The following is a 20,461-nucleotide window of genomic DNA, read 5'->3' on the forward strand; positions in this document are numbered from 1 at the left end:
CAGCTCTGGCAGAGGTGGCGGGGCAGCGCGTACGGTTTCGGTTCATGAAGATCCTCATCAGCGCCGACATGGAGGGCGCGACGGGGGTGACCTGGCCGGCCGACGTGCTGCCGGGCACCCCGCAGTGGGAGCGCTGCCGCTCCATGTTCACCTCCGACGTGAACGCGGCCGCGCTCGGCTTCTTCGACGGGGGCGCCGACGAGGTGCTCGTCAACGAGGCCCACTGGTCCATGCGCAATCTGCTGCTCGAGCAGCTGGACGACCGTGTGCAGATGCTCACCGGACGCCACAAGTCGCTCTCGATGGTGGAGGGTGTGCAGCACGGAGACGTCGACGGCATCGCCTTCGTCGGGTACCACACGGGTGCCGGCATGGAGGGTGTGCTGGCGCACACCTATCTGGCCAACCAGATCACCGGCGTGTGGCTCAACGGGAAGCGGGCCAGCGAGGGTCTGCTCAACGCCCATGTGGTCGCGGAGTACGGCGTTCCCGTGGTGCTCTTCACCGGTGACGACCTGGCCTGCGAGGACGCCCTGGGGTATGCGCCCGAGGCCCGCAAGGTGGCGGTGAAGGACCATGTCTCGCGGTATGCGGCGGTCTGCCGCACACCGGCGAGGACCGCGGCCGACATCCGCGCCGCGGCGAAGGACGCGACGTCTCTGGCCGTACGGCACGCACCCGTGCACGGCGGGGAGTTCACCGTGGAGATGGAGTTCGACGCCGAGCATCTGGCGGACGCCGCCACGGTGGTTCCGGGGGCCGAACGGACCGGTGAACGGCGCGTCGCGTACACCAGCGAGGCGATGTATGAGGCCATTCGCACCTTCAAGGCCGTCACGACGATCGTCTCGGCCGCAGTGGAGGAGCAGTATGGCTGACATGCGGGCAGTTGATGCGCAGGCGCTGGAGGAGGTCGTCGCCTTCACCTCGGACCTGATCCGGATCGACACCACCAACCGGGGCGGGGGAGACTGCCAGGAGCGCCCGGCCGCGGAGTACGTGGCGGCGAAGCTGGCCGAAACCGGCCTGGAACCCGTCCTGTTGGAGCGCACACCCGGGCGGACCAATGTGGTCGCCCGGATCGAGGGCACGGATCCCTCCGCCGATGCCCTTCTTGTGCACGGGCACCTCGACGTCGTCCCCGCCGAACCGGCCGACTGGACCGTCCACCCCTTCTCCGGGGAGGTCAGGGACGGGATGGTGTGGGGCCGCGGCGCCATCGACATGAAGAACATGGACGCGATGGTCCTCGCCGTCGTACGGGCCTGGGCGCGCCAGGGGATCCGGCCGCGGCGCGACATCGTCATCGCGTACACCGCCGACGAGGAGGCCAGCGCGATCGACGGCTCGGACTTCCTCGCCACGCAGCACCCCGGACTCTTCGAGGGCTGCACCGAGGGCATCAGCGAGTCGGGCGCCTACTCCTTCCATCCCGGTTCCGGCATGGAGATCTATCCGATCGCGGCCGGCGAGCGCGGCACGGGATGGCTCAAGCTCACCGCGCACGGCCGCGCCGGCCACGGCTCCAAGGTGAACCGGGCCAACGCGGTGACCCGGCTGGCCGCGGCCATGACCCGGATCGGCGAGCACGAGTGGCCGGTGCGGCTCACTCCGACCGTGCGGGCCGCGCTGCGTGAACTTGCCGCGCTGTACGGCATCGAGACGGATGTCGAGGCCGCCGGGTTCGATGTGGACGCGCTGCTGGAGAAGCTCGGCCCGGCCGCCGCACTCGTCGACGCGACCGTGCGCAACAGCTCCAACCCGACGATGCTGGACGCCGGTTACAAGGTCAACGTGATCCCCGGGCACGCGAGCGGCTTCGTCGACGGCCGGACGCTGCCCGGCGGCGAGGAGGAGTTCCGCGAGACGCTCGACCGGCTCACCGGACCTGACGTGGAGTGGGAGTTCGCGCACCGGGAGATCGCCCTCCAGGCGCCCGTGGACTCCCCGACCTTCGCCAAACTGCGCGCCGCCGTCGAACGGTTCGCGCCCGGGGCGCACGTCGTGCCGTTCTGCATGTCGGGCGGCACCGACGCCAAGCAGTTCTCCCGGCTCGGCATCACCGGCTACGGCTTCTCGCCGGTCCGGATGCCCGTCGGGCTCGATTACCAGGCGCTCTTCCACGGGGTGGACGAGCGCGTCCCGGTCGACGGTCTGCACTTCGGCGTGAACGTGCTCGACCACTATCTGCAGTCCGCCTGAGGGAAGTGGGGAGAGACATGGTGCCCATGGGGCCGTACGGAACCTGGCCGTCGCCGATCGACGGGGCGCTCGCGGCCTCGCACGACGGGATGCCGGAGTACGTCGGAGCGGTCGGCGACGAGATCTGGTGGACGGCGCCGCGTCCCGCCGAAGGCGGCAGGCGCGCGCTGATGCGACGGCGCGCGGATGGCAGCGAGGAGTCGGTGCTGCCCGCTCCCTGGAACGTACGCAGCCGCGTCATCGAGTACGGCGGCCGGCCCTGGGCCGGAGCGGCGAGCGCGACGGGCACCCCGCTCGTCGTCTTCGTCCACTTCCCCGACCAGCGGCTGTACGCGTACGAACCGGACGGCGGCGCGGAGCCCAGGCCGCTCACCCCCGTCTCGGCGGTCGGCGGCGGGCTGCGCTGGGTGGACCCCACGATCCGCGTCGAGGCGGGCGAAGTCTGGTGCGTCCTGGAGGAGTTCACCGGCGAGGCGCCGACCGATGTGCGCCGGGTGATCGCCGCCGTACCGCTGGACGGATCGGCCGCGGACGACCGTGGTGCCGTACGCGAACTCTCCGACGGACGGCACCGGTTCGTCACCGGGCCGCGCCTCTCGCCCGACGGGCGACAGGCCGCGTGGATCGGCTGGGACCACCCCCGGATGCCGTGGGACGGTACCGAAGTGATGCTCGGCCAGGTGACCGCGGACGGTCCCTTCACCGAGGTACGGAGCGTGGCCGGCGGCCCCGAGGAGTCCATCCCGCAGGTCGGCTGGACCGCCGACGGACAACTCCTCTTCGCCTCCGACCGCGGCGGCTGGTGGAACCTCTACCGGGGCGCGGACGAGACCCCGCTCTGCCCGCGCGAGGAGGAGTTCGGCGGGCCGCTCTGGAAGATCGGGCTGCAGTGGTTCCAGCCGCTGGAGAACGGTCTGATCGCCGTCGTCCACGGCGCGGGCACCACCACGCTGGGCATACTCGACCCCGAGACCGGCGAGCTGGTCGACGCCGCGGGACCGTGGACCGCCTGGTCGTCGACGCTCGCCGTGCACGGCACCCGGGTCGTCGGCGTCGCCGCCAGCCCGCGCAGCGGGTACGAGATCGTGGAGCTCGACACCCGTACGGGACGGACCCGCGTCATCGGCGCGGCGCACCACGACGCCGTGGACCCGGCGTACTACCCCGAACCGCAGATCCGTACCTTCACCGGCCCCGAGGGCCGCGACATCCACGCCCACATCTACCCGCCGCACAGTCCCGACCGCATCGCACCCGACGACGAACTGCCGCCCTACGTGGTGTGGGCGCACGGCGGTCCCACCGGACACGCACCGCTCGTACTCGACCTGGAGATCGCCTACTTCACCTCGCGCGGAATCGGGGTCGCCGAGGTCAACTACGGCGGCTCCGCCGGCTACGGACGCGAGTACCGCAACCGGCTGCGCGAGCAGTGGGGCGTCGTCGACGTCGAGGACTGCGCGGCCGTCGCCCGGGCGCTCGCCGCCGAGGGCACCGCCGACGCCGCCCGCCTCGCGATCCGCGGCGGCAGCGCGGGCGGCTGGACCACTGCGGCCTCGCTCGCGTTCACCGACGTCTACGCCTGCGGCACCGTCCTCTTCCCGATCCTCGACCTCACCGACTGGGCGTCGGCCGACGGCACCCACGACTTCGAGTCCCAGTACCTGGAGAGCCTGATCGGGCCGCTGGCGGAGGTCCCCGACCGCTACCGCGACCGCTCGCCCGCCCAACACGCGGAGAGCGTCACCGCGCCCTTCCTGCTCCTTCAGGGGCTCGACGACGTGATCTGCCCGCCCGTGCAGTGCGAACGCTTCCTCGCGCAGATGGCCGGGCGCGGCATCCCGCACGCGTACCTCACCTTCGAGGGGGAGGGGCACGGCTTCCGCAGGGCCGACACCCTGATCCGCGCGCTCGAGGCCGAACTCTCCCTCTACGCACAGACCTATCGAATCTCCCGTCCCGACGTCCCCGCACTGGAGCTCGACAAGTGACCCTCACGCCCCTGACCCGGCCCGCGCGACTGAGGCCGGGGGCCCGGGTGGCCGTCGTGGCCCCGAGCGGTCCCCTGCCCGAGGACCGGCTCCAGGCGGGCCTCGACATCCTGCGCGGCTGGGACCTGGACCCGTTCGTCCTGGACCATGTCCTCGACCGGCACCCGCAGTTCCCGTACCTCGCTGGTACGGACGAGGCGCGCGCCAGGGACCTCCAGGCGGCCTGGTGCGACCCGTCCGTGGACGCGGTCTTCTGCGCCCGCGGCGGGTACGGCGTCCAGCGCATGGTCGATCTGCTCGACTGGACGGCGATGCGCGCGGCCGGCCCGAAGGTCTTCCTCGGATACAGCGACATCACCGCCCTGCACGAGGCGTTCGCCGTCCGGCTGGGTCTCGCCACCCTGCACGGACCGATGGTCGCGGCGATGTCCTTCCTCAAGGACGAGCGCACCCAGGAGTCCCTGCGCGCCACGCTCTTCGAGCCCGAGTCGGTGCAAACGCTCGGCCTCGACACGGCCCGCACCCTGGTTCCCGGGCAGGCACGCGGCATCACCCTGGGCGGGTGCGTCTCCCTGCTCGCCGCCGATCTGGGCACACCGCACGCCCGTCCCTCCGCGCGTGGCGGGCTGCTGATGATCGAGGACATCGGGGAGGAGCCGTACCGTCTCGACCGGATCCTCACCCAACTCCTGCGGTCCGGCTGGCTGGACGGAGTCGCCGGGATCGCCCTCGGCTCGTGGGAGGAGTGCGGTCCGTACGACGACGTGCGCGCGGTCCTCCTGGAGCGGCTCGGCACACTGGGTGTGCCCATCGTCGAGGAGTTCGGTTTCGGCCACTGCACCACGGCGGAGACCGTGCCGTTCGGCGTACCCGCCCTGCTCGACGCCGACGCGGGCACGCTCACTCTGGAGGTACCGGCCCTGAGCTGAACCGGAACTGACTCCTCCTCCTCAACAACTCCTGTCACGGACGTTGACACGGCCGAGACACGTGTCACAGCATGAGCGCGGCGCCGTACCTACCGGTCGGTACATGGTCCTCAGTGTGGAGGTCGTCCTGTCCAGATCCCGTAAAGCGCTCGCCATGGCCGTCGGTGCGGCAGCCATTGCCGCACCGCTGACGTTCACCGGCCCGGCCAGTGCCACGACCGCCGACTACACCGTCACCCCGCTGAAGTTCACCGTCCAGGCGGGCGGCCGCAGTTGCACCGTGGACGCGGACCTCTACCGCCCGGCCGGAGTCGACCGGCAGCACACCGCTCCTGCCGTCCTCACCACCAACGGATTCGGCGGCGCCAAGTCCGACGGCGGCACCGCCGGCACGGCCAAGGCCTTCGCGTCCCGCGGCTATGTGGCGCTCGCCTACTCGGGTCTGGGCTTCGGCAATTCGGGCTGTCTGATCTCGCTCGACGACCCGCGCATCGACGGCCGCGCGGCCTCGAAGCTCGTCGACTTCCTGGCGGGCTCCCTGGCGGCCGACGACGGCACCAAGGCCGACTACGTCACGCGCGACGGCCGGAACGATCCCCGCGTGGGCATGATCGGCGGCTCGTACGGCGGCGCGGTCCAGATGGCCGCCGCCTCGGTGGACCACCGGATCGACGCACTCGTCCCGATGATCACCTGGAACGACCTCTCCTACGCGCTCGACCCGAACAACGCCGGACAGCGCAGGGGAGTCAGCTCCGACACCGCCGGTGTCTTCAAGTACCAGTGGTCCAACGGCTTCTACCTCATCGGCGAGAGCCAGCCCATCCTCAACCCCGGCAGCCTCGACCCGTCCCGCATCAACACCCTGGACTGTCTGCACTTCGTCTCCGACGCCTGCAGCACGATGCGGCTCCTCAACTCGGGCAGCTACCCGCGCGACAAGACCGAGGACATGCAGGACTACGCCCGCAGCGTCTCCCCGGTCTCGTACCTGAAGGGCGTCAGGGCCCCCACGCTCCTGATCCAGGGCCAGACCGACAGCCTGTTCAACCTCAACGAGGCGACGGCGACGTACAAGACGCTCAAGGCGCAGGGCACCGAGGCCAAGATGATCTGGCAGTCCCCGGGCCACAGCGGCGGCCAGGCCGCGGGTGAACTCAACCTCGCCCAGGGCAACTTGGAGACCAGCTACACCGGGCAGCGCGTCCTGGCCTGGTTCGACCGCTACCTCCAGCACAAGCACTCCACGGACACCGGCCCCGCCTTCGCGTACTACCGGGCCTACGAGAGCGGCTACGGCGAGGCCAGGTCGCTCCCCGCCCTCTCCCAGAAGCTCTACCTCTCCGGCGACGGCAAGCTCGTCGACAACCGGCACAAGGTGACCCGCGGCGCCCGTACGTACACGAACCTGCTGACCCCCACCAGCCACTCCGAGTTCTCCCTCGCGGGATCGCTCGGCCTGCCCGACCCGGCGCCGTTCGACGCCCCCGGCACCTATCTGGGCTGGTCCACGCAGCCGCTCACCGAGGCCGTCGACGTCGTCGGCTCGCCCAAGGCGACGCTCAAGGTCCTCTCGCCCGTGGCCGCGCACACCCAGCGCTCGCACGACGCCGCCAACAAGCTCGTGCTCTTCGCCAAGGTCTACGACGTGGCACCCGACGGCACCAAGACGCTGGTCAACCGTCTCGTCGCACCGGTGCGCGTACCGGACGTGAACAAGCCGTTCACGGTGAACCTGCCGGGCATCGTGCACCGTTACGAGGCGGGCCACCGCCTGGAGTTCGTGATCGCCGCCAGCGACGACGCGTACGTCGGCAACAAGGGCATCAAGCCCGTCACGGTGGTCAGCGCCCCCGGATCGACGGGGGCGCTCGAACTCCCCGTCGTCAGCGGGTCGTTGAAGGACTGAGCGCCGCGTAGCCGGGGCGGATCACCTCTTCGATGATCCGCCTCCGCTCCGGCAGCGGCAGGAACGCCGACTCCACCGCGGCGACCGTCAGCTCCTCGAAGACCTCGGGGCCGTAGCCGAAGGCATCCGCCATGTGCCGGAACTCCTGGCTCATGGTGGTGCCGGAGACCAGCCGGTTGTCCGTGTTGAGCGTGACCCGGAAACCGAGCCGGCGCAGTTCCTCGATCGGGTGCGTGGCGTAGCTCTTGGCCGCTCCCGTCTGGAGGTTGGAGGTCGGGCAGATCTCCAGCGTGATGCCGTTGTCGCGGATGTACGAGGCCAGGTGCCCCAGCGTCCCGTCCTCCGCGATGTCGTCGGTGATCCGCACCCCGTGCCCGATCCGCTCGGCGCCGCACACCTGCACCGCCTCGTGGACGGACTCGGCGCCGACGGCCTCGCCCGCGTGGATGGTGAAGTGGCAGCTGGCGCGCTTGAGGTGCTGGAAGGCGGGGAGGTGGCGGGCCGGCGGATTGCCGATCTCACCGCCCGCGATGTCGAAGCCGGCCACGCCGCGCTCGCGGTGCGCGACGGTCAGCTCCGCTATCTCCAGCGAGCGGTCGGTGTGCCGCATGCCGGTCAGCAGCGCCCGCACGACGATCCGCCCGCCGGTGCGCCGCTCGCCCTCCCGGAATCCCGCGTTCACGGCCTCGACGACCTCGTCCAGGCTGAGCCCCTGCTCCAGGTGCTGCTCCGGGGCGTACCGCACCTCCGCGTAGACGACACCGTCCGCCGCCAGGTCCTCGGCGCACTCCGCCGCGATCCGCTCCAGCGCCTCACGGGTCTGCATCACCGCGCAGGTGTGTGCGAAGGTCTCCAGGTACCGCTCCAGCGATCCGGAGTCCGCCGCGTTCCTGAACCAGAGCGCGAGCGCGTCCGGGTCCTCGGTGGGCAGAGCGGTGTATCCGGCCTCGCGGGCCAGCTCGACGATGGTGGCGGGGCGCAGTCCGCCGTCGAGGTGGTCGTGGAGTACGGCCTTGGGTGCGCGGAGGATGTCAGACAAGTGCATGAGCGGGGAGTCTAGGGCAAGAATCCGCGGACCCGCCGTGAGGGCCGTCTCAGTTCGACTGCAGCACCATCAGGGCGGGCGCCCCGGTCGGCAGCATGTGCTTCGCCGCGAGGACGGGGACCTCCCCGCACCGTACGACCTGGGTGACCAGCACGGCTGGGGTGCCCGCCGCGCGCCCCAGCTGCTCGCCGCGCCGCTGCCCGAGCAGCGTCGCCCCCACACCGCTGCGCGCGGTCAGCTCCATCCCGCGCGAGGCCCCGACGAGCACGGCCAGCATCGACGCCCCCGCAGGTTCCCGCTCCAGCGCCTCCGCGAACGCCGGATGCGCCTTCTCCAGTACGTCGCCGGGCGCGGCCCACTCCTGGCTGAGCGCGCCCGCCGCATCGTCCCCGGCCAGCACGGACTCCCAGAAGCGGAGCGAGGAACCGGCGGGCGCGAGCAGATGCTGGGTGGTGAAGTCGGTGGGCTCCTCGACGGTCCGCAGCAGCGGCCGCACCCGGGCGGACAGCAGCTCCTCCAGGGGCTGGATGTGCTCGTAACCGCGCCTGGGCGGGCTGTCGTTGACCGTACGGCCGACCCCCCGTCGCACCGAGAGCAGCCCGTCCTCCTGGAGCAGCAGCAGTGCCTCGCGCAGGGCGGGCCGGCTCACTCCCAGCTCGGCCGCGAGCTTGGGCTCGGAGGGCAGGGTGGAGCCCGGCGGGTAGGTCCCCGCGTGGATCGCGTCCGCGATCCGTTCGTACAGGACGACGACCGGCCTGCGCTGCTGTCCGCCGACTGTCACTGGAACTCCTCAACACGCACCGGGTGGAGCCCCATCTTCCAGGGCGCCCACTTGTCTGACAAGGCGGACCCGGCCGGAGCGACTCACCCGTACGGCCCGCTACCTGCCGCGCCCCGGGCCCGAATCTGTCCATGCTGGGGCGCGGGGGCGGAGTCACATTCCAGGAGAAGGGCCTGACCATGAGCCCCAAGGAAACATCGAGCGGCGACAAGGGCGGCCTCGCCGGCCAGTTCACGCCCGCCAGGATCGCGGTGATCGCGCTCGCGGTCCTCGCGCTGATCTTCATCTTCGAGAACACCCGGCAGGTCAAGATCCGCCTGCTGATCCCCGAAGTCTCGATGCCGCTCTACATGGCCCTGCTCGCGATGTTCGTGATCGGCGCACTCTGCGGCGGTTATTTCTTCAGGAGGCGGAACAAGTGAAGCGTGCGGCAACGGTGACGGCGGGCATAGTCCTCGCCATGACGGCGTCCATGGGTGCGGCCTCGGCGGCGGTGGCCGATTCGGGACCCCCCATGCCCGACTTCCGGGGCAGGGGGCTGATGCACGTCTTCAACAGCCTCGACTACCGCACGCACGTCGAGGTCCGCGACGTCAGCGGCACCCACCGCAATGTGCTCTGGCCCTTCAGCTGGAAGGTCTGCACGCAGTCCCCGGCGGCCGGCACCAAGCTGGACGACCAGTCGGTGCGGATCGGTGTCGTCAAGACCGACGAGAAGTGCCCCAAGAAGGCAGCGGCGGACGACTGAGTACGCTGGCGCGATGCTTGCTGATGTCACGTATCTCGCCGAGGGCCCCCGCGTGGGCATACGCCACTTCTCGCTGCAGGACGCCGAGGAGTTCACGGCACACGCGGGGGAGAGCCGCACCCTGCACCACCCGTGGCTCTTCCCGCCCGTCGAGACCGGCGCGTACACGGCGTACGCGCGCCGGCTGATCGAGGACCCGGCCAAGGCCGGGTTCCTCGTCTGCGAGCGCGACGGCGACGCACCGGGCCGCATCGCGGGCTTCATCAACATCAACAACATCGTCGAAGGCGCCTTTCTGAGCGGAGCGCTCGGATACGGCGCCTTCGCGCACGCCGCGGGCCGCGGTCTGATGGGCGAAGGCCTCGGCCTGGTGACGCGGTACGCCTTCCGGACGCTGGGACTGCACCGGCTCGAGGTGAACATCCAGCCCGGCAACGAGGCGTCGATCGCGCTGGTGCGCAGGGCGGGTTTCCGGCTCGAGGGGTACTCGCCGGACTTCCTCCACATCGACGGGGCCTGGCGCGACCACGAACGCTGGGCCATCACTGCGGAAATGCTCTCCGGCCGACCCCTCTGACTTGTGTTCGGGCCGTATCCGCTGGTAGATCAACTGGACCGACCGATCTGCCTGTGGGGGGCCCGAGATGACCGAGAGACCTGTGCCGGGGGACGAACCGTCCCTGCCGGACGACGTGTGGGAGCAGTTCAAGCAGGACAGCGAGGGGGCGATACGCGCTTCGGCTCCCAAGGAGCCCTCGGCGCGTGCGCGGATGGTGACCGAGCGGCTGAGGCAGCAGGAGGCCGCCGGGATCAGGCCCGAAGGCTGGCGCGCCGACCCCGTGGGGCGGGTGCGGAAGCGCCGCCGCTGGGTCGCGCCGGTCGGCTTCCTGGTGGCGATCGGGGCGCTGCTGGTGGCGCTCAACCCGTCGAAGGCACTCGACCTCGTCGACGGCTCCAACGGCGCGGAATCCGCGACTCCGAGCGCCTCGCCCCTCGCCGCCGAGACGGTGCGGCCCAGCTCGGCCCCGACCGAGACCTTCCCCGGCACGCCGACCGTGGACGCGCCGTTCGCCGGCTCGCCCGCCCTGACGTATGCCGACGGGGAGGCCGGGATCGTACTGCCGAAGGCCCGCGCCGCCGGCGGACTCTCCCAGGAGCGGGTGGAGTTCGCGCTCCGCAAGACGAAGGAGTTCCTCGTCCACGCGAACCTCGACCCCCGCACACTGCGCGGCGAGCGCCCCGAATCGGCGCTGTCGCTGATCGAGCCGCGCCAGACGGATCTGCACACGCGCCTCGCCACCTCGCTGAGCACGCCGGACAAGGAGCACGATCCGCTGGCGATGTTCAGCCGGTTCGATCCGCAGGAGACCCGGCTCGTCGGCGACGTCGTCAAGACGCACGGCCGGATGACCTTCACCGCGGACAAGAAGGGCGGCGTCGACGTGCACGCCGACTACACCTTCGTCTACCCGCTGGTGAAAGCGGCCGACGGCAGCGACGAGGTCGCACGTACCGTGGTGCGCCGCATCCTGGACGTACAACTCGCCGACCCGGAACGCTTCCTGGTCACGCCAGGCAAGCTGCAGATCCTCAAGTACCAGGAGGACGCAGGCAATTCGGCCTGCGACGTCTACGACGGCTATCTGCACCCGCACTTCCGCTCGGACGCGCAGACCGGCTCCGCGCCCTCGGGCGAGACCGTCGATCCGTACGACCGCAGCCGCGATCTCGACAGCGAACGGTCCAAGGAGTGCGGGACGGTGTCCCGCACCTGACGTGCGGTTCAGCGGCCCTTGCGGTTGATCTTCATCGTGTCCATGTCCGTGACGGTCGAGCGCAGATCGCGGAAGCCGTGGCCCAGCGCCCTGAGGGAGGTCTCGGCGCGGTCCTCCGCGATCACGCCGGCCATCTCCTCGCCGTCCGCGGAGTCCGAGACGACGACGTAGCGGTACGAGAAGTGCTTGAGCACGGCGTCGTAGGTGAGCGAGCCCTCCTCGGTGAACTTCATCCCGGCGAGACCGTGCGCGTCCACCTCGGCGAGCAGCGCGCTGCGCGACGCGTCCGTCAGTCCGTCCCAGACCCCGCGGACGATCACCCGGTAGGTGTGGCTCGTGCTCATGCTCGGCTGCCCTCTCGCTCTGTCGTCTGCCGTTGACGCCCCAGGGTACGGCGCAGACGATGGACCCCATGCGACGCATCGTGGTCATCGACGCCCCCTCCAACCTGGGCCTGCGTCCACCGGCCCCCGGCACCGTCCCCGGCTGCTACAAGCTGGCCGGAGCCCTGCGCGAGCAGCGTCTCGTGCAGCGGCTCGGGGCGTACGAGGGCGGGGTCGTCGTGCCGCCCCGCTACGACCGCGGGCCCTGGCAGGAGGGCGACGGCGTCTTCAACGCGGCCGCGATCGCCGCGTACACCCCGCGCCTCGCCGACCGCATCGAGCACCATGTGCGGGCGGGGGACTTCCCGCTCGTCCTCGGCGGCGACTGCTCGATCCAGCTGGGCGCCTCGCTCGCGCTGCGCCGGATCGGCCGCTACGGCATCGCGGTGATCGACGGGTCCTCGGACTTCCGCCACCCGGGCAACTCCGACCGTGTCGGGGCGGCGGGCGGGGAGGAACTGGCGCTCGCCACCGGGCGCGGGCAGCGCGATCTGACGGACCTGGAGGGCTTGCGTCCGTACGTGTGCGACGAGGACGTCCGGGTCTTCGGGATCCGCGACTACGACGAAGAGCGGGCGGAACTGGCCGAACTGAAGATCTCGACGATGACCGTCGGCGAACTCCGTCAGTGGGGTGTGGCCGATCTCGCCGAAGGAGCCGTGCAGAGCCTGGAAGCACCGGTGACCGAAGGGTTCTGGATCCATCTGGACGCCGACGTCCTCGACCCGACCGTCATGCCCGCCGTCGACAGCCCCGATCCGGACGGTCTTCTCCCTGACGAACTGCGGGTGTTGCTGGCGAGGCTGCTGCGGTCCGAGCGCTGCGTGGGCCTGAATCTGACCATCTACGACCCCGATCTTGACCCCGAAGGGGTTGCGGGTGCGCTCCTCGCCGACCTCGTGGTGGACGCTTTTGCGCAAACCTGACCGGGGGAACCCCTGGTCAGCAGGCGTCGGCCGGTGTTCCATGGTCACCAAGGCAATCGAACGAGGAGGCTGCCTTGGCCACGACGGTGCGACGTGCCGTACTGACTCTGCCCGCCGCCCCGTTGGGGCCGGAGAACCCGCTGCCCGCGCTCCGGCCGCTGGACGAGGCGCACGGGATCGACACCGAGGGGCGCACCGACCTCCCCCGGGACATGGCGCGGCAGATCGGTTACGAGCCGCTCCGCACGCTGCTGCCCGTACGTGTCCTCGACGGGTACGGACGTGAGCGCACTCCGACCGGGCTTGAAGCGATCGTGATCGAGAACGACCGCTTGCGGGCCACCGTCCTTCCAGGCCTGGGCGGCCGCATCCAGTCGCTCTTCCACAAGCCGACCGACCGCGAACTGCTCTACCGCAACCCGGTCCTGCAGCCCGCCGACTTCGCGCTCAACGGCGCCTGGTTCTCCGGCGGCATCGAGTGGAACATCGGCGCCACCGGCCACACCACCCTCACCTGCGCCCCGCTGCACGCCGCCCTCGTGCCCGCCCCCGACGGCGGCGACATGGTCCGCCTCTGGGAGTGGGAGCGGCTGCGCGACCTGCCGTACCAGATCGACCTCTGGCTCCCCGCCGACTCCGACTTCCTCCACGTCGGCGTGCGCATCCGCAACCCGCACGAGACGGCCGTCCCCACCTACTGGTGGTCCAACATCGCCGTCCCCGAGGACGAGTCGACCCGCGTCGTCGCCCCCGCCGACGAGGCCTGGCACTTCGGCTACGAGCGCACCCTGCGCCGCGTCCCGGTCCCCGAACTCGACGGCATCGACCGCACCTACCCGCTGCGCAGCGAGCACGCCGCGGACTACTTCTACGAACTCCCCGACGGCGCCCGCCGCTGGATCTCCTCCCTCGACGCGTCCGGCCAGGGCCTCGTCCAGACCTCCACCGACCAACTGCGCGGCCGCAAGCTCTTCCTCTGGGGCTCGGGCGACGGCGGCCGCCGCTGGCAGGAGTGGCTGACCGAACCAGGCACCCCCGGCTACGCGGAGATCCAGGCCGGACTCGCCCGCACCCAGCTGGAGCACGTCAAGCTCGAGGCGGGCGCGGAGTTCAGCTGGCTGGAGGCGTACGGACCGCTCGCCGCCGACCCCGCCACGATCCACGGCGCCGACTGGCAGGCCGCCCGTACGGAAGCCGGGGCGCGCCTGGAGTCGGCCCTGCCCCGCGCCGAGGTCGACGCCGCGTACGAGGCCTGGCTCCCGTACGCCGACCACGACCCCACCGAGACCCTGGCCACCGGATCGGGCTGGGGCGCGCTGGAGGTCCTGCGCGCGGGCCACAAACTCCCCGGCACCCCCTTCGAGGAGTCGATGCTCGACGAGGACCAGTCGCCCTGGCTGGAGCTCTACCGCTCGGGCACCTTCCCCGTACCCCGCCGCGTCACCCCGCCGGGTCCCACCCTGGTCGCCCCGCACTGGCGCGACATGCTGGAGACCGCCCCCGCCGAACCGCTCACCGAGTACCACCTCGGGGTCGCCCAGTGGCACTCCGGCGACACCGCGCAGGCGGTGCGCAGCTGGGAGCGCGGCCTCCAACTCGCCCCGTCCCGCTGGCCGTTGCTCCGCTGCCTGGCCGTAGCCGACCAGTGCGAGGGCAACCCGGCCCGCGCCGCCGACCGCTACGCCGAAGCCTTCGACGACCTCTGCGAGGAGCGCCGCGAGGCACCGGTCTGGGCGGCGGTCACCGCCGCCCTCGGCCGCGAGGCGATAGAGGCGCTCCTGACCGCGGACCGCACGGAGGAGGCCCGCTCGGTCTTCGCCCGCCTCAGGCCCCCGGTCCAGGAACGCGGCCGCTTCCGCTTCATCGAGGCCCAACTCCTGCTCGCCGAGGGCGACATCGCGGGAGCCCGCACGATCTTTGAAACGGGCTTCGAGGTCGCGGACCTCAGGGAGGGCGCCGAGATCCTGGGCGAGATGTGGTCCAGAATCTCCGACGAACCACTGCCACAGACGTACGAATTCCGTATGCGCCCGGGGTCCTGACCAGGTAACCTCCGCTTGCCCGGCGCAAGATCGCTGCCGGGCGGACGGAGGGCGGCCCTGGGGAGGGATCGCCGGGGACAGGGGTCGAAGTGGTGTGTCCTGAGTGCGGTGCCGCCGTACCGAAGCAGGAGCGGTTCGTCAGCTGGTGCGCGGAGTGCGGGTGGAATGTCGATCCGGGCACTCCGGAGCCCGATCGCGGCCGCCTCGACCGGTTGTACCTGCGTCTGGCGCACCGCAACGGTGAACGGCTCTATGCCGAGTTGGCGCAGGACGCCGACGCCCGCCCCCGGCGCGACCTGTCGAGCGTGCTCGCCTACGCGCTGGCCCTCGCCGTGCACGCCGTCACCCTCACCTGCCTCGTGGGCGGGGTCCTGCTCGTGGTGCTCGGCTGGAGCACGGTGGTCCTGCCGATCTTCGGCATCCTGCTGCTCACCACGGGAGTGGTGCTGTGCCCGCGCCCCCGCAAGCTGCCCCCGCACGACCCGGTGCTGCGCCGTGCCGAAGCCCCCGCGCTCTTCGCACTGGTCGACGAGGTGGCCACGGTGGTCGCCACGCGCGGGGTCGACGCGGTGGTGGTCGACGCCTCGTTCAACGCCTCCGTCAGTACGTACGGACTGCGCGGCCGTCGTGTCCTCACCATCGGTCTCGGCCTGTGGGAGGTGCTGAGCCCGCAGGAGCGCATCGCCTTGCTCGGCCATGAACTCGGCCACTACGCCCACGGCGACCTCCGGCACGGCGGCGTGGTCGCCCCCGCGCACCGTTCTCTGCACCTCTGGTACGGGGCGCTGGCGCCCGAGCCCAGGCCGGATCTCATGGGGACCTTCGTCAATCTGGTCAGCCTGGTGCCGAGATGGTTCGTCTACGGCGTGCTGGTGCTGCTGACGCACCTGACGTTCCGCGCCTCCCAGCGCAGTGAGTACCTCGCCGACCGTGCAGGTGCCAGGGCCGGTTCCAGCGAAGCGGCCGTGGCTATGCAGGACCGGTTCCTGATCGGCGGATCCGTCGAGGCGGAACTGCGCCGGGAATCGGTCGCCGCGCAGACCCGGGGCCGTCGCGGCGACGCGCGCGCGGCCGAGCAGGGGCTGTGGGAGCGGATCGCCGAGCATGCGGCGACGGTCCCGGAGCGCGAATACGAGCGACTGCGGCGGGCCGGGGCTCTGCGCGGACACAGCGAGGACACCACGCACCCGGCGACCCATCTGCGCCGGCGGTTGCTCACCGAGGCCGAGCCCTGCGCTGCGAGCGTGGTGGCCGACGAGGTGGCCGTCGCGGCGGAGCTCGCCGATGCCCGCAGGCGCGTTGCGCGGACCGTCATCCGCGACTTCGCGGGCTGAACGGATCGCCCGTCAGCGCCAGTCGGGGTCCCGGCCCAGCGCGCGCAGGATGCGGTCGAAGGTGTCCGTGTCCGGTGTGCTGTCCAGGCCGGGGGCGAACGCCGCCCCCGTCTCCTTGCGGGACGCGTCGTCCGGGACCGCCTCCGCGATCGGGACGCCCGCTGCCAGGACCTCCGCGTCGAACGTGATCGGGACGCCGATCGCCGCAGCGACGTCCCAGCCGTGGACGACGTAGTCGATGAAGTGGAAGCCGACCGCGATCCGGCCGGGGAGCGTGATGCCGTTCCGGACCTCGGGCAGCCAGAAGTCCCGCTCCAGGACGCCGGGTTCGGCGAAGGCGCTGAGGACGTCGGCGGCCGAGGCGGCGAATCCTGCCGCCGGGTCGTCGTCCACCGGGCGGTCGGCGAAGACCGAGGCGTCGGAGCGCTCGCCCCTGGCCACGGCCGCGAAGCCGTGGTTCTGGCCGGTCATGTGGGCGAGCAGCTGTGAGAGGTTCCACTCGCCGCACGGTGTGGGGAGGGGCAGTTGGCCGGGGTGGACCGCCGCCACGATCCCTGTGGTGGTCTCCAGGACGCGGCGGTGGAGGGCGATGAGGTCGCTCATGCGGCGGACGCCTTTCTGTCGACGTACTCGAAGACCGAACCGTCGGGGTGCACCGCGATCAGATTGCGGCCCACCGGCGTCGGCACCGGGCCGGCCAGGATGTGGGCGCCGACGTCGGTGAGGGTGGTCAGTGCCTCGTCGACGTCCTTGACCGCGATCGTCGCCGTCACCTTGCGGAGGATCTCCAGCTCCGCTTCCGGGCCGCTCATCAGGAGGAAGCAGCCGACGGCGGCGACCGAGACGCCGCCGCGCTCGAAGCGCTGGGCGCGGGTGCCGGTGAGGCGTTCGTAGAAGAACACCGAAGTCTCGAGGTCGTCGACGCAGATGCGCAGCGTGGTTCCCAGGATCTCCATACCGGCGAGGGTAGTTGGCGGGGCCCGGCGATGTGATCGAAATGAATTTCGCTGTCCGGATGCCAGGGCACGGTGATAGACCGTCGGCGTGTCAGAGAATCTTGGATTCCCCGTTCTGCTGCGTCTCGTCGACGAGCGGTCGGCCGCGTTCCGGGCCGCGCTCGCCGCCGCGCCCGATCTAGATGCGCAGGTGCCGACCTGCCCCGAGTGGACGCTGTTGGAGCTGGCTCATCACCCCGCGAGCGCGCGGCGCGGCCGGCCTGGTCGGCCGAGTCCACCGCGCAACTGCTCGGTGCGCTGCGGGAGTACGGCCCCGACCGCGACTGCTGGACGTGGTGGGGCGGCTCGCAGTCGCCGCGGACCTCCGGTGCCGTCGCCCGGCACCAGGTCCAGGAGGCCACGGTGCACACCTACGACGCGCAGACCACCGTCGGCGCCCCGCCGCTGCCGACATCTCCCTCACCGGTACGGCGGGCGAACTCGTGCTGGCCCTGTACGGCCGCATTCCGCCGGGCTCCCTGAAGGGCGAGGGCGACCGGACCGTCCTCGACCGGCTCGTGGAGTGGGACCCGTCCGTGTAGGTCCGTCAGACGCGGCAGAGGATCTCGCCGTGCGGGACCATGAACCAGGCGTCGTCGTCGGCGGCCCAGGCGCGCCAGGCCCCGGCGATCGCCTCCAGTTGTTCCGCCGTCGCGTGGCCGCCGTCCACCGCGATCTGTGCGTAGACCGACGCGGTCGTACGGTCCGCCCACAGCCCGCCCCACCAGGCGCGCTCGTCAGGAGTGGCGAAGACCCAGGTCGACGCGGTCGACCTGATGTCCTCCAGGCCCGCGGCCCGCGCCCATGAGCGCAGCCGGCGTCCCGCGTCGGGCTCGCCGCCGTTGGCGCGGGCGACCTTGCGGTACAGCGCCAGCCATTCGTCCAGCACCGGGGACTCGGGGTACCAGGTGAAGGCGTCGTAGTCGGAGTCGCGCACCGCGATGATGCCGCCCGGCTTGGTCACGCGGCGCATCTCGCGCAGCGCCTGCACCGGATCGCCCACGTGCTGCAGCACCTGATGCGCGTGGACCACACAGAACGTGTCGTCCGGGTAGTCCAGTGCGTGGATGTCCGCCACGGCGAAGTCCGTGTTGTCCAGGTCGCGTTCGGTGGCCAGCGCCTGCGCCTGCTCGACGATTCCGGTCGCGATGTCCACCCCGGTGACATGCCCCTGGGGGACCAGTTCGGCCAGGTCGGCGGTGATGGTGCCGGGGCCGCAGCCGATGTCCAGGATCTGCATGTGCGGCTTCAGTTCGCCGAGCAGGTACGCGGCCGAGTTGGCTGCGGTGCGCCAGGTGTGCGAGCGCAGCACGGACTCGTGATGGCCGTGCGTGTATACGGCTGTCTCCTTCGACATGACCGGACTCCCTTTCGGTGAACTCCCGTTGTGGTGCCCTCACTTTATGACCTTCAGCCAGAATATGAGATCTATGTATCAGTATGTGGACAGGGGAACAAGATCGACGGACGCCCGCGTTGACCGGTCATGAGCCAACTGAGCGTGCAGTACGTCGGCGGCCCGACCGCCCTTCTGGAGATCGGTGGCACCCGCCTGCTCACCGACCCGACCTTCGACGCCCCGGGCGACTACCCGGTCGGCGACCGCAAGCTCGTCAAGACGGCCGGACCCGCGCTCACCGCGGACGAGACCGGAGCGGTCGACGCCGTGCTGCTGTCGCACGACCACCACCCCGACAACCTCGACCGCTCGGGCCGCGACTACCTCGCCCGGGTCCCCCTCGTGCTGACCACGGCCGCCGCGCGCGAGCGGCTCGGGCCGTCCGTGACCGCGCTGCCCAACGGTGAGACGTACGAGATCGGCCCGGTGCGGATCACGGGCGTCCGTGCCCAGCACGGGCCCGACGGCACCGACCACCTCACCGGCGAGGTCACCGGCTTCGTCCTGCACGGCGAGGGGCTGCCCACGGTGTACGTCAGCGGAGACAACGCCTCCCTCGACGTGGTCCGTGATGTCGCCGAGCGCTACGGCCCCGTCGACGTGGCCGTCCTGTTCGCCGGAGGGGCGCGCACCCCGCTGCTCGGCGACGCGTATCTCACCCTGCCCAGCGCCGGGGCCGCCGAGGCCGCGCGCATCCTGGGCGCGCGCCATGTCGTACCGCTGCACTTCGAGCAGTGGGGGCACTTCAGCCAGGGCCCCGACACGCTCGTGGACGCGTTCGCCGAGGCCGGTCTGAGCGAGCGGCTGCACCTGCTGAAGCCGGGGGAGCGGGTCGTTCTCTAGGCGATCAGGCGATCCGGCGATCAGGCGATCCGGTACGGCTCGACCGCCTCGTGCCGCAGTGACAGCCCGTTGCCGGGCGAGCCGCCCGGTGTCACCGTTCCGCCCTTCGGATCCAGCACCCCGTCGAAGAACATCGCCTCGACCCTCGCATGGTCGTGGAACCACTCCAGATGGCGGAGGTTGGGGACGGCCGCCGCCCCGTGCGCATGCGCGTGCGGGGCGCCGTGGGTGGAGACCTCGAGTCCGTGCGCCTGGGCGACAGCGGCCGCGCGCAGGAACTCCGTGAGTCCGCCGCAGCGCGTCGCGTCGATCTGCAGACAGTCGACCGCGCCGCTGCCCGCCAGCCGTGCGAAGGCCGGCAGGTCCCAGGCGTCCGCGCCCGCCGCCACGTCGCAGGCCACCGCGTCGCGCACCAGCCGAAGGCCCCGCAGATCCTCGGTGTCGACCGGCGCCTCGAACCAGCCGACACCTTGCTCCGCGACGGCCAGTCCCACCCGTACGGCCTGCTTGCGCTGATAGGCGCCGCCCGCGTCCACGTACAACTCGGCCTGCCTGCCGATGACATCGCGCGCCAGACGCACCCGCTGCAGATCGTTCGGGACCGCCCGGCCCCAGGACTCACCGATCTTGATCTTGACGCGCGGGATGGACAGTCCGTGCACCCAGCCGTTGAGCTGGGAGGCCAGATGCGTGTCGTGGTACGTGGTGAACCCGCCGCTGCCGTAGACGGGAACGGAGTTCCCGGTCGCGCCCAGGAGCCGCACCAGCGGCAGCCCGAGCAGCCTGGCCTTGAGGTCCCACAGCGCCAGGTCCACGGCGGAGATCGCGCACGAGGCGATCCCGGGCCGTCCCGCGGTGCGGACCGTGCAGCACATCACCTGGTGCAGGGCGGCGATGTCGAACACGTCCGAGCCCATCAGCACGGGGGCCAGCTGCTCCTGGGCGAGCGCTCCCGCCGACAGGGGCGCATACGTCCAGCCCGTGCCGTACGTCGTGCCCGTACGCGCCTCCACGACCACCACCTTCGTGGTGTCCCAGGCGGAGGTGCCGTCCGCTTCGGGGGCGTCGGTGGGGACGGTGTAGGCGGACACCATCAGCTGTTCCAGGGGGAGTTGAGGCTTCATGGCACTGCGCCAGACGGTAGAAGATGCTGCAGGTC

The 20,461-nt window shown here is 71.2% G+C and carries 21 protein-coding genes and 1 pseudogene; 15 read left to right on the top strand and 7 right to left on the bottom strand.

The window, feature by feature from the left end; genetic code table 11:
- Nucleotides 1–44: 44 nt before the first annotated feature.
- From OG707_RS34140 to OG707_RS34160, 5 genes are all read left to right on the top strand, one after another.
- Nucleotides 45–878, top strand: coding sequence for a M55 family metallopeptidase (locus tag OG707_RS34140; protein WP_329125295.1), 834 nt, complete (start codon nt 45–47; stop codon nt 876–878).
- Complete coding sequence (locus tag OG707_RS34145) at nt 871–2,202, top strand: M20/M25/M40 family metallo-hydrolase (protein ID WP_329125297.1); 1,332 nt, start codon at nt 871–873, stop codon at nt 2,200–2,202. Before OG707_RS34140 ends, OG707_RS34145 begins: the two co-directional genes overlap by 8 nt.
- 17 nt (nt 2,203–2,219) lie before the next feature.
- On the top strand, nt 2,220–4,193 hold the full coding sequence (locus OG707_RS34150; protein ID WP_329125299.1) for a prolyl oligopeptidase family serine peptidase: 1,974 nt from the start codon (nt 2,220–2,222) through the stop codon (nt 4,191–4,193).
- Nucleotides 4,190–5,122, top strand: coding sequence for a S66 peptidase family protein (locus OG707_RS34155; protein ID WP_329125301.1), 933 nt, complete (start codon nt 4,190–4,192; stop codon nt 5,120–5,122). The genes OG707_RS34150 and OG707_RS34155 overlap by 4 nt, the downstream gene beginning before the upstream one ends.
- Before the next feature lie 103 nt (nt 5,123–5,225).
- Nucleotides 5,226–7,031 carry a CocE/NonD family hydrolase gene (locus OG707_RS34160; protein ID WP_329125303.1) on the top strand — a complete coding sequence of 602 codons (1,806 nt, stop codon included), beginning with the start codon at nt 5,226–5,228 and terminating at the stop codon, nt 7,029–7,031.
- On the opposite strand, the gene OG707_RS34165 is transcribed toward OG707_RS34160, so the two are convergent.
- Complete coding sequence (locus tag OG707_RS34165; protein WP_329125305.1) at nt 7,009–8,076, bottom strand: adenosine deaminase; 1,068 nt, start codon at nt 8,074–8,076, stop codon at nt 7,009–7,011. The two genes, OG707_RS34160 and OG707_RS34165, sit on opposite strands and share 23 nt — an antisense overlap.
- A 49-nt stretch (nt 8,077–8,125) precedes the next feature.
- Nucleotides 8,126–8,857 (bottom strand): GntR family transcriptional regulator, encoded by a 732-nt coding sequence (locus tag OG707_RS34170; protein ID WP_329125307.1) that lies wholly within the window; start codon nt 8,855–8,857, stop codon nt 8,126–8,128.
- A 179-nt stretch (nt 8,858–9,036) separates the two neighbouring features.
- On the opposite strand from OG707_RS34170, the gene OG707_RS34175 reads away from it, so the two are divergent.
- The 4 genes from OG707_RS34175 (at nt 9,037) to OG707_RS34190 (ending at nt 11,380) form a co-directional block, all read left to right on the top strand.
- Complete coding sequence (locus OG707_RS34175; RefSeq protein ID WP_329125308.1) at nt 9,037–9,279, top strand: LapA family protein; 243 nt, start codon at nt 9,037–9,039, stop codon at nt 9,277–9,279.
- Nucleotides 9,276–9,605 (top strand): hypothetical protein, encoded by a 330-nt coding sequence (locus OG707_RS34180; RefSeq protein WP_329125310.1) that lies wholly within the window; start codon nt 9,276–9,278, stop codon nt 9,603–9,605. Before OG707_RS34175 ends, OG707_RS34180 begins: the two co-directional genes overlap by 4 nt.
- A 13-nt stretch (nt 9,606–9,618) precedes the next feature.
- Entirely contained in the window at nt 9,619–10,182 is a 564-nt protein-coding gene (locus OG707_RS34185) for a GNAT family N-acetyltransferase (protein ID WP_329125312.1), read from the top strand.
- A 67-nt stretch (nt 10,183–10,249) separates the two neighbouring features.
- On the top strand, nt 10,250–11,380 hold the full coding sequence (locus OG707_RS34190; protein ID WP_329125314.1) for a hypothetical protein: 1,131 nt from the start codon (nt 10,250–10,252) through the stop codon (nt 11,378–11,380).
- Between the two features lie 8 nt (nt 11,381–11,388).
- On the opposite strand, the gene OG707_RS34195 is transcribed toward OG707_RS34190, so the two are convergent.
- Complete coding sequence (locus OG707_RS34195) at nt 11,389–11,724, bottom strand: DUF6204 family protein (protein ID WP_329125316.1); 336 nt, start codon at nt 11,722–11,724, stop codon at nt 11,389–11,391.
- Between the two features lie 68 nt (nt 11,725–11,792).
- On the opposite strand from OG707_RS34195, the gene OG707_RS34200 reads away from it, so the two are divergent.
- The 3 genes from OG707_RS34200 (at nt 11,793) to OG707_RS34210 (ending at nt 16,065) form a co-directional block, all read left to right on the top strand.
- A complete protein-coding gene (locus OG707_RS34200; protein WP_329125318.1) occupies nt 11,793–12,689 on the top strand; it encodes an arginase family protein in 897 nt (298 codons plus the stop codon).
- A gap of 74 nt (nt 12,690–12,763) precedes the next feature.
- Entirely contained in the window at nt 12,764–14,731 is a 1,968-nt protein-coding gene (locus OG707_RS34205) for a DUF5107 domain-containing protein (protein ID WP_329125320.1), read from the top strand.
- A gap of 89 nt (nt 14,732–14,820) precedes the next feature.
- Nucleotides 14,821–16,065, top strand: a complete 1,245-nt coding sequence (locus OG707_RS34210; protein ID WP_329125322.1) for a M48 family metallopeptidase — start codon at nt 14,821–14,823, stop codon at nt 16,063–16,065.
- Nucleotides 16,066–16,077: 12 nt separating this feature from the next.
- Here OG707_RS34210 and OG707_RS34215 read toward each other — a convergent pair whose 3' ends face one another.
- Both OG707_RS34215 and OG707_RS34220 read right to left on the bottom strand, forming a co-directional pair.
- Nucleotides 16,078–16,668: a TIGR03086 family metal-binding protein gene (locus OG707_RS34215; protein WP_329125324.1), complete on the bottom strand. Its 591-nt coding sequence runs from the start codon at nt 16,666–16,668 to the stop codon at nt 16,078–16,080.
- Nucleotides 16,665–17,021 carry a VOC family protein gene (locus tag OG707_RS34220; RefSeq protein WP_329125326.1) on the bottom strand — a complete coding sequence of 119 codons (357 nt, stop codon included), beginning with the start codon at nt 17,019–17,021 and terminating at the stop codon, nt 16,665–16,667. Before OG707_RS34220 ends, OG707_RS34215 begins: the two co-directional genes overlap by 4 nt.
- Before the next feature lie 72 nt (nt 17,022–17,093).
- Here OG707_RS34220 and OG707_RS42465 point away from each other — a divergent pair.
- Together OG707_RS42465 and OG707_RS42470 are read left to right on the top strand one after the other, a co-directional pair.
- A pseudogene (locus tag OG707_RS42465) lies at nt 17,094–17,384 on the top strand (maleylpyruvate isomerase N-terminal domain-containing protein); the annotation flags it as partial.
- Nucleotides 17,348–17,602, top strand: coding sequence for a hypothetical protein (locus OG707_RS42470; protein ID WP_443071510.1), 255 nt, complete (start codon nt 17,348–17,350; stop codon nt 17,600–17,602). The pseudogene OG707_RS42465 and the gene OG707_RS42470, both read left to right, overlap by 37 nt.
- Before the next feature lie 5 nt (nt 17,603–17,607).
- Here the strand turns inward: OG707_RS42470 and OG707_RS34230 are convergent, their stop codons facing one another.
- Nucleotides 17,608–18,417, bottom strand: coding sequence for a methyltransferase domain-containing protein (locus OG707_RS34230; RefSeq protein WP_329125330.1), 810 nt, complete (start codon nt 18,415–18,417; stop codon nt 17,608–17,610).
- A gap of 129 nt (nt 18,418–18,546) precedes the next feature.
- Here OG707_RS34230 and OG707_RS34235 point away from each other — a divergent pair, with 129 nt between their 5' ends.
- Nucleotides 18,547–19,302: an MBL fold metallo-hydrolase gene (locus tag OG707_RS34235; protein ID WP_329125332.1), complete on the top strand. Its 756-nt coding sequence runs from the start codon at nt 18,547–18,549 to the stop codon at nt 19,300–19,302.
- A gap of 20 nt (nt 19,303–19,322) precedes the next feature.
- Here the strand turns inward: OG707_RS34235 and OG707_RS34240 are convergent, their stop codons facing one another.
- Nucleotides 19,323–20,426, bottom strand: coding sequence for an enolase C-terminal domain-like protein (locus OG707_RS34240; RefSeq protein WP_329125334.1), 1,104 nt, complete (start codon nt 20,424–20,426; stop codon nt 19,323–19,325).
- Nucleotides 20,427–20,461: the final 35 nt, after the last annotated feature.

The sequence above is a fragment of the Streptomyces sp. NBC_01465 genome (assembly GCF_036227325.1).
Classification (GTDB): domain Bacteria; phylum Actinomycetota; class Actinomycetes; order Streptomycetales; family Streptomycetaceae; genus Streptomyces.